Origin of the sequence: Undibacterium sp. Di26W, from assembly GCF_049340265.1 — a bacterium.
Classification (GTDB): domain Bacteria; phylum Pseudomonadota; class Gammaproteobacteria; order Burkholderiales; family Burkholderiaceae_D; genus Undibacterium.
The window spans coordinates 40231-52126 of sequence record NZ_JBMPOR010000033.1; the positions used below are offsets into that span (position 1 = coordinate 40231).

12 protein-coding genes are annotated in these 11896 nt (G+C 51.1%); 6 read left to right on the top strand and 6 right to left on the bottom strand.

Features of this window, described 5'->3' with window-relative positions; genetic code table 11:
• Positions 1-261 precede the first annotated feature (261 nt).
• Positions 262-864 (bottom strand): SIS domain-containing protein, encoded by a 603-nt coding sequence (locus tag ACO0LM_RS26630; protein ID WP_423041633.1) that lies wholly within the window; start codon positions 862-864, stop codon positions 262-264.
• 264 nt (positions 865-1128) lie between these two features.
• Between ACO0LM_RS26630 and ACO0LM_RS26635 the strand changes: the two genes are divergently transcribed.
• Positions 1129-2397, top strand: coding sequence for a glycerate kinase type-2 family protein (locus ACO0LM_RS26635; RefSeq protein ID WP_423041635.1), 1269 nt, complete (start codon positions 1129-1131; stop codon positions 2395-2397).
• A gap of 383 nt (positions 2398-2780) precedes the next feature.
• Here ACO0LM_RS26635 and ACO0LM_RS26640 read toward each other — a convergent pair whose 3' ends face one another.
• Both ACO0LM_RS26640 and ACO0LM_RS26645 read right to left on the bottom strand, forming a co-directional pair.
• Complete coding sequence (locus ACO0LM_RS26640; protein WP_423041637.1) at positions 2781-3167, bottom strand: VOC family protein; 387 nt, start codon at positions 3165-3167, stop codon at positions 2781-2783.
• Positions 3168-3245: 78 nt separating this feature from the next.
• Complete coding sequence (locus ACO0LM_RS26645) at positions 3246-3617, bottom strand: GtrA family protein (RefSeq protein ID WP_422984751.1); 372 nt, start codon at positions 3615-3617, stop codon at positions 3246-3248.
• A gap of 296 nt (positions 3618-3913) precedes the next feature.
• On the opposite strand from ACO0LM_RS26645, the gene ACO0LM_RS26650 reads away from it, so the two are divergent.
• The 3 genes from ACO0LM_RS26650 to ACO0LM_RS26660 are packed head-to-tail and all read left to right on the top strand — an operon-like array spanning position 3914 to position 5927.
• The gene (locus tag ACO0LM_RS26650; protein ID WP_423041639.1) at positions 3914-4165 is read left to right on the top strand and encodes a hypothetical protein; all 252 of its coding nucleotides are present in this window, start codon (positions 3914-3916) and stop codon (positions 4163-4165) included.
• 51 nt (positions 4166-4216) lie between these two features.
• The gene (locus ACO0LM_RS26655; RefSeq protein ID WP_423041641.1) at positions 4217-5101 is read left to right on the top strand and encodes a sensor histidine kinase; all 885 of its coding nucleotides are present in this window, start codon (positions 4217-4219) and stop codon (positions 5099-5101) included.
• Between the two features lie 19 nt (positions 5102-5120).
• Positions 5121-5927, top strand: a complete 807-nt coding sequence (locus ACO0LM_RS26660; protein ID WP_423041643.1) for a LytR/AlgR family response regulator transcription factor — start codon at positions 5121-5123, stop codon at positions 5925-5927.
• Positions 5928-5957: 30 nt separating this feature from the next.
• Here ACO0LM_RS26660 and ACO0LM_RS26665 read toward each other — a convergent pair whose 3' ends face one another.
• Positions 5958-6776 carry a basic secretory protein-like protein gene (locus ACO0LM_RS26665; protein WP_423041645.1) on the bottom strand — a complete coding sequence of 273 codons (819 nt, stop codon included), beginning with the start codon at positions 6774-6776 and terminating at the stop codon, positions 5958-5960.
• Positions 6777-6797: 21 nt separating this feature from the next.
• Positions 6798-8153 (bottom strand): hypothetical protein, encoded by a 1356-nt coding sequence (locus ACO0LM_RS26670; protein ID WP_423041647.1) that lies wholly within the window; start codon positions 8151-8153, stop codon positions 6798-6800.
• A gap of 286 nt (positions 8154-8439) precedes the next feature.
• Here ACO0LM_RS26670 and ACO0LM_RS26675 point away from each other — a divergent pair, with 286 nt between their 5' ends.
• Positions 8440-9249: a hypothetical protein gene (locus ACO0LM_RS26675; protein ID WP_423041649.1), complete on the top strand. Its 810-nt coding sequence runs from the start codon at positions 8440-8442 to the stop codon at positions 9247-9249.
• A 7-nt stretch (positions 9250-9256) separates the two neighbouring features.
• Here the strand turns inward: ACO0LM_RS26675 and ACO0LM_RS26680 are convergent, their stop codons facing one another.
• Positions 9257-11017 (bottom strand): allantoate amidohydrolase, encoded by a 1761-nt coding sequence (locus ACO0LM_RS26680; RefSeq protein WP_423041651.1) that lies wholly within the window; start codon positions 11015-11017, stop codon positions 9257-9259.
• Positions 11018-11214: 197 nt separating this feature from the next.
• Between ACO0LM_RS26680 and uraH the strand changes: the two genes are divergently transcribed.
• On the top strand, positions 11215-11568 hold the full coding sequence (gene uraH / locus ACO0LM_RS26685; protein ID WP_423041653.1) for a hydroxyisourate hydrolase: 354 nt from the start codon (positions 11215-11217) through the stop codon (positions 11566-11568).
• Positions 11569-11896: the final 328 nt, after the last annotated feature.

Sequence of the window (11896 nt, forward strand, 5' to 3'; positions counted from 1 at the left end):
ATATACCCCGATGGCCACTTTCTTGCAGGAAGCAAGGCTTCCACTGCCAGGCAGCCGACCACTTCGCCATCCAGTTCGGCCACCAGTTCTATCGCATTGCTGCTGTCTGACAAACCCGCAGCGCCTATGGCTGCATCCAACCCGGAAAATTCAACGCTGATGCCAAAGCCGGCCAGCGATGCGGCAACGATTTTGCGTATCGGAACGTTGTCATGCTGAACGGCGCGGCGTATCTGGATTGCCGCTTGTTTTACCCACTCCTCAGGCATAATTTTGCGAGAAAAAATGACGTTCCACCAACTCGATCAGGATATGCAAGACCTTGATATGCAGTTCCTGCACGCGGTCGGCAAATTGTCCGCCAGGTGTGCAAATGTAGGTGCTGCTCAATTTTTCCAGCACTTCACTACGTCGACCACTGAGTATGATGACGTGCATGCCACGCGCCTGTGCCGCTTCTGCCGCGCGGATCACATTCTTGCTGGTACCGCTGGTGCTCAGGGCCAGCAGGCAATCTCCGGCCCGGCCATGGGCTTCTATGAAACGGGAAAACACCTGTTCATAACCCATGTCATTGCTGACACAGCTCAGATGCCCGGCATCGCTGATGGCCATGGCGGCCAGCGCGGGCCTGTCCTTGCGGTAACGACCGGTCAGTTCTTCGGCGAAATGCATGGCATCACACATGGAACCGCCATTGCCGCAACTATACACACGGCCCTGGTTTTCAAACACGCCAACCAGTAGCCGGGCAGCCTGTTCAATAGAGGCCAGCGCCTCTTCATTCGCCAGCAAATTGTCCAGCGCCACTTTTGCCTCGTGCAGGCTGGCGAATATGTGCTGTTTGTTATCTTTTACTGTCATGACGCACCGCTCAGTTTGATCAAATGAATGATTTAACCACAAAACTGCTGAATACCTCCCAGAAGCACGCAACGATAGCCTGCACCAGCGCCCTGTATGCACCTGATAGCCCAAGCACACACGAAAAAATTTCATTCCATGAATGGCGATTTGGCGGCAATCTGTCAGGCATACTCAGTTTTGTTTGAATAGCAAGCGGCACGGACTGCAACAAGCTCGCTATGCCATTTGATAAAACATCTGCAATTCAATGAAAGCCATACCATGACCACCCTCGCCCCTCGCCAGTTCCTGCTTGACCTCTACAGCAGCGCCGTTGCTGCCGTCAGTGCAGAAAAATGCCTGCCTGCGTTTCTGCCAGCACCACCAGCGCAAGGGCGCACGCTGGTCATCGGTGCTGGCAAGGGCGCAGCAGCCATGGCTAAAGTGGTGGAGCAGCATTGGCAAGGTGCACTGTCCGGCCTGGTAGTAACACGTTATGGCCACGGTGCAGATTGCCGCAAGATAGAAGTGGTGGAAGCCGCCCACCCGGTGCCGGATGAAGCAGGCAAACAGGCCGCTGCACGTATACTGAACATGGTACAAGGACTGAGCAAAGACGACCTGGTGCTATGCCTGATTTCTGGCGGCGGCTCTGCCCTGCTGGCATTGCCGGCAGACGGTATCAGCCTGGAACAAAAACAGGCCATCAACAAAGCCTTGCTGAAAAGCGGCGCAGCGATTTCTGAAATGAATTGCGTGCGCAAACATCTGTCTGCCATCAAAGGCGGTCGTCTGGCGCTGGCTTGCGCCCCGGCACGCGTGGTGACCCTGCTGATATCCGATGTACCCGGTGATGAACCCGGCATCATTGCCAGCGGCCCCACCCTGCCCGATGCGACTACCTGTGCCGAGGCATTGGCAATCTTGCGCAAATACGACATCGCCATCCCGGCTGAGATTTTGCAGCATCTGGAAAGCGGCAAGGGTGAAACCCCCAAGCCCGACGACCCACGCTTTAGCAGCCACAGTCATCACATCATCGCCACCGCGCAGGAAGCACTGGAAGCCGCAGCCGCCACCGCACACGCCGCTGGCATCACCCCCTATATTTTGTCCGACGGCATAGAAGGCGAAGCACGCGATGTGGCGCTGGTGCATGCCGCACTGGCAAAACAGGTGGCCAAACATGGGCAGCCATTCCAGAAACCTTGTGTACTGATTTCTGGCGGTGAAACCACCGTCACCGTGCGTGGCAAAGGACGTGGTGGCCGTAATGCAGAATTCTTGCTGAGCCTGGCCGTCGCGCTGGACAGCCATCCGGACATCCATGCGATAGCCTGCGATACCGATGGCATCGATGGCTCCGAAGACAATGCCGGCGCCCTGTACGCACCCGACTCCATCAGTCGTGCAGCAGCAAAAAATTTACGCGCCCGCAGCCTGCTGGAGAATAACGACGGCTACGGCTTTTTCAGCGCCCTCGATGACCTGGTCGTCAGCGGCCCAACGCGTACCAATGTGAATGATTTCAGGGCGATATTGATACTGTGAACACGATTGAGGCAGTATCGACATGGTGACCACAATAGAAGAGATGATAAAACTTAATATGTTTCAGGTTGACAGAATTCATTTGAAAATCTAAGATCAGGCTCATGAAATTTGCTATCACATTCGCTTTGCATGCACGCCATCATCAGTCACATCTGTGGCTGGGAAGGTTATTGCTTGCGTAATTGTTGAGCCTCATTACGAAGAAAGCCCTCTCAGCCTGACTCAGAGGGCTTTTTTATTTTGCCTTGCTAACAAGCCGTCAAGGCTTTCGCAAGATCGCCTCATGCTTTGCAACAGAAATACAAATCAAGCTTATGAAAATGTAGAATCGCCCTTCTAAACTGCCGGGTCATCACGACAGCGCTGACCCGGCAGCCAGATCACTTCCAGACATTCACATCCCCAGCTTCATGAAAATCTGAACGCTGGGGATTCACTACACAAAACCGATGTCCGGTGGGTGCTTCCATCACCGTCCAGCGTTCCATCACCTGGACGATTTTGGCGCCCAGCTTTTCCAGGCGCTGTACCTCGGCCTGGATATTGTCTGTTTCTATATCCAGATGCACGCGGCTTGGGTGCTCAACCTTCTGTAACAGCAATCTTGCCTCTTCCCCCGGCACATCCAGGTAGACATACTTGGATGCCCATTCTTCATCAGACGCAATCGCCGTATATCCCAAGGCGCCGGCCCAGAAAGTGGCTGCCGGATTGATGTCATCTACCTGGCAATCTATCACCAGACCTGCCAATCGACTTTTATGCATGTGTACCTCCGGTCAAAGTAGTTCTTATCAACGAAGCAATTCACATTCTAAAGACAAATGGCCTAACGCGCACCTCGGTTACTTAAAAACCCATATTTTGCTACCAATAAAATTCCACAGGAAAACGATCCCGGTAATGAATATCTGTGAAATCCAGTAATTGACTTGCAGATGTGAAGTCAGGAACCACATCGCCACGACATTAAACAGAAAGCCTACACCCAGCACGGCAAAGTACTTGGGGGCCAATGAAAGATGCTCGCCATCGCTTTCAAAGGTGAAAAAATAATTCAATGCATAGTTCAAGAACGAGCCCAGCAGATAGCCGGTTGCCGAACAAATGGTAGGAGAAATATGCAAATACTCAACCCCCAGCCATAGCGTGAGGTACTGGGTGGCCGTGCCGCATAAGCCGACCATGGCAAATTTAATCAATTCCTTGATAACCATCTTATTATTCTTTTAAGCAGAAACCGCCATTCTATCTAAAAAAGCCATCATCCTGACACCTGCTGCACCTTGCCACCCCTTACCCCCCTTGAAATCCATAACAGGGCGGATGCCAGCGCCCCACTTATCTTCCCCGGGTACCATTAAACCTCGCCATTACGCACTTGGTCACAAGTCGCTGTCGCCCGCAAATGGGTATCGCTATAGTCACTCCATGGCAGCAAACAAAGGAGCATACCATGAACCCAGGCAATGACTTAATGACCATCCACCACACAACAACAGAGGAAAACACCATGAACAACGCTCACAGTAACCCTACAATGGACTTTATCAAGAATCTGGGTGAAACACTGGCCTATGTCGGGCAACAAGCATTTGACTGGATCATCCAGGCATCCTGGAAAAAGCTGTTGCTGGTATCCTTGCTGACCATTCTCACCGGCGGCCTGATCCATCTGTCATCGCTGGCGAATACCGCAGTCCTGGGTTCTATTCTGGTAAAACTGTTTGCCAATAAAGACAAACAGACTTCTTCCCAGGTTTAATTACCGACCAGGCAAACAGGCTGGTAGTGAACAAGATATCGAGAAATGATCATGAACCACCGCAACGACAATAAGGTGCTGGATTTCATCACGGACGTCACCGAAACGGTGACCGTGCTGTGGTGGCAATTCTTTGACTGGCTGGCAGTCAAGTCGTGGACTTACTTGATGATCACAGCGTTGCTGAGCTTGATCATAGGTAGCATGCTGGGCCTGGGCGGGCCGGTGTTTTTGCTGATCATTGTTTCCATCATCGTCAAGAGCCTGGCCGGCGGCAAGCGACGGGCCGAAATTGCTGCCACGGCAGCCGCCACGCGCGCCGATGTCGAAGCGCTGGAAAGAAGAGTGCTGGAAGCGGAAATGGCTGCCCTGCAAGCCCAGATAGAACCACATTTCCTGTTCAACACCCTGGCCCTGATAGGACAGCTGATAGAAACCAATCCGGCTGAAGCCAGCAAGGTCCACCAGCACCTGATCACCTACCTGCGCTCTGCCTTGCCGCAAATGCGCGACAAGGGCAATGGCAAGCTCGGGCAACAGATGGAAATGTGTCGTGCCTACCTGAACATCATGCAGGCACGCATGCAGGAACGTTTGACTTATCAGATAGAATTACCTTCTGAACTGGAGTTCTTGCCCTTCCCTTCCATGATGATACAAACCCTGGTGGAAAATTCCATCAAACATGGACTGGAACCCAAGACCACGGGCGGCCATATCTGCATTACCGCCAAAAAACTGGATAATCATTTGCTGGTCGAAGTCCGCGACAATGGCATGGGTTTCAATATGCATGCAGATGATGGCCTGGGCCTGGGCAATATTCGTGAACGCCTGAAAGTACTGTATGCAGGCAGAGCACAGCTCATCATTGAAGCACCTCAAAGCGGCGGCGCCGTGGTGGGCATACAACTACCTCTGAACGGCACGCATTAATTAGATATAAGGCAAAAGCATGTCAGTGAAAGCAGCAACAACTGCAACAGCAATGATCGTCGATGATGAAACCCCGATGCGTGAGCAATTGCGTGCACGCCTGCAACAGGCCTGGCCACAGCTATCCATCATTGCCGAAGCAGCGAATGGTATTGCCGCCATCGAACAGGCTGAAATTGACAAGCCCGACATCATCTTCCTGGACATACGCATGCCAGGCAAAAATGGCATAGAAGCTGCCAGCACTTTGGCCAAACAGGCACTGATCGTCTTCGTCACCGCCTATGATGAATATGCGATACAGGCGTTTGAACGCGGTGCCATGGATTATTTATTGAAGCCGGTAGAAGCCGAACGCCTGGCCGCTACCTGCCAGCGCCTGCAACAACAACTGGAGCAACGCCAGCAGCAAGATAAACAAGCGCCTGCTGCACCCAACCAGGCGAAACAGGTAGAACAATTACTGACGCAGTTGATGCAGCATCAGGGTCAAAACCGCGACTACCTGCGCTGGATACAGGCCAGCGTGGGTAGCAGCCTGCGCATGATCAGCACCAAAGAAATTCTGTTTTTCCGCTCCGACGAAAAATACACGCTGGTACAAACCGAACAGGCAGAATTCCTGATACGCAAATCACTGAAGGAACTGGAAGACGAACTCGACCCCAAGGAATTCTGGCGCATACATCGTTCCACCCTGGTACGCGTATCTGCCATTGCCGAAGTAACGCGGGATTTTCGTGGCCGCCAACTCATCGCGCTGAAAGGCCATACCGAAAAACTGGAAGTTAGCCGCAACCATACGCACTTGTTCCAGCAGATGTAAGGCAGCGCTTTTGCTTGCTTTCGACGGTATTCAGGATTTGGCAGCAGCCGCTGTCGCCATTGTTGTCGCCTTGGATGCCTCGACAAATTCCTGCCACAAGCTATCCAGCGTGGCACCACAGACCGCGACAAACAGGTCCGGCGTATATTCGCCCTTGCTGAGTGCCCGGTTCAGCTTTTTGACGATGTCCTTGTCCTTGCTGATTTCCAGCCAGTACAAGAAACTGGAAGCAACAGTGTAAGCCTTCAGATAACCCTGCTGCTTCAAACTGACGCCCTGTTTTTCCAGCATATAAAAATACGGCGCATCAGGCTGATAGCCAGTGAGCTGGTCTTGCCCATTGATCTGCAAGCTGGCGCTGATATCTTTTTCAAAATACTTGTGGCGCACATAGTCAGCAATACCTTCCACCAGCCAGCCGACTTGTTCCTTCGATGGCGGGTATTGCTGGTTGATATGCGTGATTTCATGTACCAGCATGGCCTGGAAGTTGTCGGGCATGATCGCCACCCGTTCAGCAGAAATGTAAATGGTATTGCCACTGACATAGGCAACCACATTTGCCAGTTCCGGCCCAAAACCTGGCATCAGCACGATACCAATTTCCGCATAAGGCAAGGCATGGCCTTCATCAAACAGCAGGCTATTGATCAATGGATACCAGGTCTCTACCAGTCGCTGGCTTTGTTCCACACGGGCCAACACTTCAGGGCTGGGTTTGAATTCGACCTGCGCCGGTTTAGCTGGCCCATCCACATTATCTGCAGCATGACTCACTACCGACATAAAACAAATCGCCAACAGCATCAAGGCCAAGTGCAGGACGTTGCGGGTTAAACGGTTTTTCATTTTGGTGAAGGTCTCAAGTAATCAGGCATGATTTGCCGTTTTGAGTCTGGCGCGGTCGCGCTGAACGTATCTGTAGAATTTTCTGATCCTCTCTTCAGAGTCATAAGCAAGCTCAGGCAATATTTCATCAGACAGCACGCCATTTTCAAACAATAATTCAACCAGCTCCCGTCTATGCAAGGCACAGTTCATATTATGGTACATCAGCTCTATCGGGGCCTTACAATCGGCCCCTGGATTGGCTTCATAAATAGCAATTAGCCCTGACACAAAGAGGTGCAATTCATCCGGATTTTTTGAGCGGCCCATGATTTCAAGCAACATATCAGCGTCACCATACTGATAATTACTGACCAGCAGTTGCAGATAAACCCAGGGTATCCTTACTGTAGTGAATTTCTTCAGCGCCAGTGCCCGTATTTCGGCACCGTTAAGATGACTCAATGCCAGTACCGCATGCTGTACAGCGCGCATCTGAAAATCGATCTTTCCGCGCGCTATTTTTAACAGAGGCGCATAAGAAAATGGGAACTTGGTAGCGTAGAAAAACCGCAGATACTTGAATTTCTTTGCATCGTCCCTTGTTTCCAGAAAATTCCTGGCGACCTGCTCAATTTCTGCAACTGTCATCTTTTGAATCCGGGCACGATTGAAAAAAGCACGCGGTCTCTGGTTATGAATAATTTCCTCCACCTCATTCACAGTATATGGTGACATCTTTATTCGGGGCGAAGACGTTAATGGTTTGGCACCACCGATCAGCTCAACGTAATTTTGAATAAAAGGATTATTCTTGGCCGCCTCGCTCAACTCTGAAAATACGTTCAGAGATTTATTTTCTTCTTGAAAATTTTCGACCAGCCAGCGATTTTCCCAATTTTCCCGCTCGTCAGGAGGAAGTTTTCCAATACGTTCAGCCATTCTGAACAAAGCCTGTAAACCTTCGAGTTGCAGTACTTGAAATTCTCCGCAAGCATCAAAATCAGCATGGAAGGATTTTTCGAATCTCTGTATAAGCACTTCTTTCGCACGAACAATTCCATCTTTGTACAACAAGACAGCGAGATCACAAAGCTGAGATAGGTCATTCTCTCCCCGCTTCCTGGTTTTCAGCTTTTGAAGAACAACATTTGCAATCAAATCTTTTTGTTTGGATCGTTTAATCAGGCGAAATAAATAATCTGCCCTGCTGCCTTCGGATTGAGGGTCATTTGCCAGATTTTTTGTCGCCGCCGCAATAAACTCTTTTGAAAAATCAACAGCGGGATACGCCTTCATGAGCAACATCGTCCTGCCTGTACCGAGAGTCAGGGAATGAAAAAATTGTTTTTGCAATGCTGCGATGTCGTCTGGATGTAAAGAAGTCTGTTTTTTCATGGAGGTGCAGGAAAGATGATTATATCTATGACATAAGACATGAAGCACTAAAAAGATTTTGACATTAGAAACCGAGCCAACACTACAACAACTTTCACAATCAAGTGATGCTTTTAATTCCCGAAGGATTCTGTTTGTCGCGCATTTAACTCGTAATCAAGGAAAATACCATCGCTATTTGTAAAAATTTGAAATAGTGTTTCTTTAAAAACAAGTCTTTCGTGATACTTTAAGCTTACCGTCGGTACAGGCGGAATTTTTCAAAACACTTCAGGGAATCCACGACATGTCCACAACTGCGACCGATCACTTTGCCAGCATTGCCTCAGCCTTTCCTAAACGCCGCATGTCCATACTCGCCACTGGCAAGCAGGGCTTGATGACCAGTATATGCCTGGGCTTGCTGTTTGTTGCCCTGACGACGGTGATCGCGTACTTCATGGTGCCGGATCTGGTCTATGACTATAAGGTATCCAAAGACCCTGTAATAGATACGCAATCTGAAATACACGGTTCATGCAAGACGCGTAAATTCATTTTTGTTGATTGTGATGTCAAAATCAGATACCTGGCCACACCGAAAGACAGCACCGTCAAAGAGATCGAACACAGTTTCTGGTTTATCAGTTTCAGCCCTTCGATGAAAACCGAAGTGCTCAGATACAGAAAAAACATGTCGATGATTACCACATCGATAGCGACTGAACATATCACCAACCGCTTTTTCATGATACTGGTCTTTGGCCTGCTATTCGGCGGGCTTGCTGTCAGCAGTTTTTTGGTTGCCTGGCAAGATTACAAGTTGCGCAGCATGATCAGGCACAAACTGGTACTGAAACCCATACTGGTCGGCGTCACCAAAATTGAAAACGAGCGCAACATTACTTTTGAAACCCATATCGGCGGCGTCAAGAAAGAACACAGCAATTTCATGCGCAAAAATGAGCGCCCGCTATTTCTGTCTGAACCGCACGCTGTCGCATTGGCAGTCGGAATACCAGAAACCGATCACCTCATCCTGCTGGATGAACAACTGACCGTACTGGACTTTACCGAAATGGAAAAAACCGAGATACGCAAAGCAATTGCAGCCTAGGGTAAATCTATTTTTTGCTTGTAAAGTTCCTCAAGAAATCCAGCAAGATCTGCGCCGATACGTCGGCGTCATCGGTAGTCATGGTTTCCAGTGGATTGTGACTAATGCCGCCGTTGCCACAGCGGGTAAACAGCATGCCTACATCGGTCATCCTGGCGATGGCCATGGCGTCGTGCCCTGCCCCTGAAGGCAGTTCAAATGCTGGCAAACCCGCTCTTTGCGTGGCGGCAGCCAGTTGGTGCATGAGCCAGGGTGCGCATGGGGCGGCCGGGGCTGCCACGGCCCTGAGCACATTGACTTCTATGGCGCGACGCTGACAGACGCTTGCAATATGCGCCAGGATGTCATTGACGGCGGCATCGCGTATCGCATCATCGGCAGCGCGTATATCCAGCGACAGATTGCAGGCACCGGGTATCACATTCACCGAACCATGCGGTACCTGCAATTGCCCCACCGTACCCACCAGGGATGTCCCGTTTGCACAACGCTGTTCCACATACAGGATGATTTCTGCCGCGGCGGCAGCAGCATCCTTGCGCATATGCATGGGTGTAGTGCCTGCATGGCTGGCCACGCCCTGTAGTTGTACCTGATAGCGGCAACTACCGGCAATCGAGGTGACTATGCCGACAGGCAAATCACGCCCCAGCAAGACTGGCCCCTGTTCTATGTGCACTTCGACAAAGCCCAGTATTTGTGCGGGGTCGCGTGCGATCGCAGGTATCTGGCCCACATCATGTCCGGCAGCTGTCAGGGCATCACGCATGCTGATGCCGGCAGCGTCTGTTTTGTCCAGCAGGGCCAGATCAAACTGGCCGATGATGGCATTACTGCCGAGGAAGGTGCTTTTGTAGCGCACGCCTTCTTCTTCAGAAAAACCGATGACCTCCAGATGAAAAGGCAGTTTCTCGCCTCTTTCATGCAAGTGCCTGATGATGGCGATGGCTAGCAATATACCTTCACGCCCGTCATATTTACCGCCGTTGCATACCGTGTCATAGTGGGAACCGGTCATCAGGGTTTTGGCACCTGCTACGTCTGACAGATAACGGCCAACGACATTACCTACCGCATCAATATGTACCTGCATGCCGGCTTCGCGCATCCAGATCGCCAGTTGCGCTGCCGTTTTCTGGTGCGCTGGCGTCATATAGGCACAGGTCAGGCCTTCGGCATCATCACTCCAGCTTGCCAGGGTTTCTGACCATTCCATGATGGCCGGGCCGAATTGCAGTGCATGGTCCAGCAAATCATTCAGGCGCAGTTCGGCAATGCGGCCTATCTGGCGCAGGCATTCTGCCATTTCATCTTCACGCTGGTTTTTAAAGCGCCGCTGGAAGGTGGCGATGATGGCTTGCCGGGTAAAGCCCTTGCCATCCGGCCCTTTGACAGCAAGGATGAAGGGGAAGCCAAACTTGTTGTTGTAATCGGCATTCAACTGATGCAGGGCGGCAAATTCTTCCGGGCTACAGTTGTTTAAACCGGCCTTGGCCTGTTCACCGGTAGATTCTTTAGTCAATTCACCCGCTATGGCAGCCTTGCCCGCCAGTTCCGGATGGGCGCGTATCAGGCCCAGCTGTTCATCTTGCGTCGCTGCAGTGACCACCGTTTGCAGGGCCAGCTTCAGCGCGGCGATGCGGGTGAAAGGTCTTTGCGTGGCGGCTCTTTCCGGTATCCAGGGCGAATGCTCATAGATACCATGCAAGATTTGCACAAATTCCGCCGCCGTGCAGTGGTTCAGGTGGTCCAGGGTGGTAGTCGTCATCGCTCAGGCCTAGGCTAAATTTTGAAAATGCTTGCCGGTATCATGTGGGTATCATCCTGGTGCTTAAACACAATTCCGGCACTGGAATGTGTTGTCGTCTTCATGATGTGTATATCTTCGATAGTATATTGATAGACTGCTGAGAGTATAAGATTTGGCTGATAGCGTATTTCAAGACATCAATATAGGAGTTCACAATGGGAAAGCTCAGTACACATGTGCTCGATATCAGCATAGGCAAACCCGGTGCGGGTGTGCAAGTGGCCTTGTATGCGGTTGAGGCAGGCCAGAAAACATTGCTGAAAACCGAAGTCACCAACCAGGATGGCCGCTGCAACACCCCCTTGCTGGAGGGTGACAGCCTGAAACCCGGTCAGTATGAACTGGTCTTTGCCGCTGGCGATTACTTCGATAAACAGGGTGTGGACCTGCCCACTCCCAAATTCATAGACCGTGTCACCCTGGCATTTGGCGTGGCAGATGCCAGCCAGAATTACCATGTGCCGCTGGTGGTGTCGCCATGGGCCTATTCAACTTACAGGGGTAGTTAGAACCTGTTTGCGATCTTACTGCGCGAGCGTGATCGGGGCTCATGCGCTGCTCAAAATGCTCATGTACTTCAGTACATTCCGCTTTTTGCGCTGCTCTTCACCCCGCTGACGCTCGCTCGCGACAGATCGTAAACAAATGGTATGGACGCCGCCTTCGAGGCTGCTGGAAATAGAGAGGGGACTCCAGCGCCGACGGCATCGATGTGCCAAAGTAGAAGTATGACCAACTACTTGAGGCGAGGAGTCCGAAATGAATATTACGACAATTGGCATGGATTTGGCAAAGAATGTGTTTGCGTTGCATGGAGTCGACGAGCGTGGCAATAAG

Excerpts from the sequence above, each read along its gene's own strand:
- ACO0LM_RS26630 (WP_423041633.1), bottom strand. The coding sequence starts at position 864 with ATGACAGTAAAAGATAACAAACAGCACATATTCGCCAGCCTGCACGAG.
- ACO0LM_RS26635 (WP_423041635.1), top strand. The coding sequence starts at position 1,129 with ATGACCACCCTCGCCCCTCGCCAGTTCCTGCTTGACCTCTACAGCAGC.
- ACO0LM_RS26640 (WP_423041637.1), bottom strand. The coding sequence starts at position 3,167 with ATGCATAAAAGTCGATTGGCAGGTCTGGTGATAGATTGCCAGGTAGAT.
- ACO0LM_RS26645 (WP_422984751.1), bottom strand. The coding sequence starts at position 3,617 with ATGGTTATCAAGGAATTGATTAAATTTGCCATGGTCGGCTTATGCGGC.
- ACO0LM_RS26650 (WP_423041639.1), top strand. The coding sequence starts at position 3,914 with ATGAACAACGCTCACAGTAACCCTACAATGGACTTTATCAAGAATCTG.
- ACO0LM_RS26655 (WP_423041641.1), top strand. The coding sequence starts at position 4,217 with ATGAACCACCGCAACGACAATAAGGTGCTGGATTTCATCACGGACGTC.
- ACO0LM_RS26660 (WP_423041643.1), top strand. The coding sequence starts at position 5,121 with ATGTCAGTGAAAGCAGCAACAACTGCAACAGCAATGATCGTCGATGAT.
- ACO0LM_RS26665 (WP_423041645.1), bottom strand. The coding sequence starts at position 6,776 with ATGAAAAACCGTTTAACCCGCAACGTCCTGCACTTGGCCTTGATGCTG.
- ACO0LM_RS26670 (WP_423041647.1), bottom strand. The coding sequence starts at position 8,153 with ATGAAAAAACAGACTTCTTTACATCCAGACGACATCGCAGCATTGCAA.
- ACO0LM_RS26675 (WP_423041649.1), top strand. The coding sequence starts at position 8,440 with ATGTCCACAACTGCGACCGATCACTTTGCCAGCATTGCCTCAGCCTTT.
- ACO0LM_RS26680 (WP_423041651.1), bottom strand. The coding sequence starts at position 11,017 with ATGACGACTACCACCCTGGACCACCTGAACCACTGCACGGCGGCGGAA.
- uraH (WP_423041653.1), top strand. The coding sequence starts at position 11,215 with ATGGGAAAGCTCAGTACACATGTGCTCGATATCAGCATAGGCAAACCC.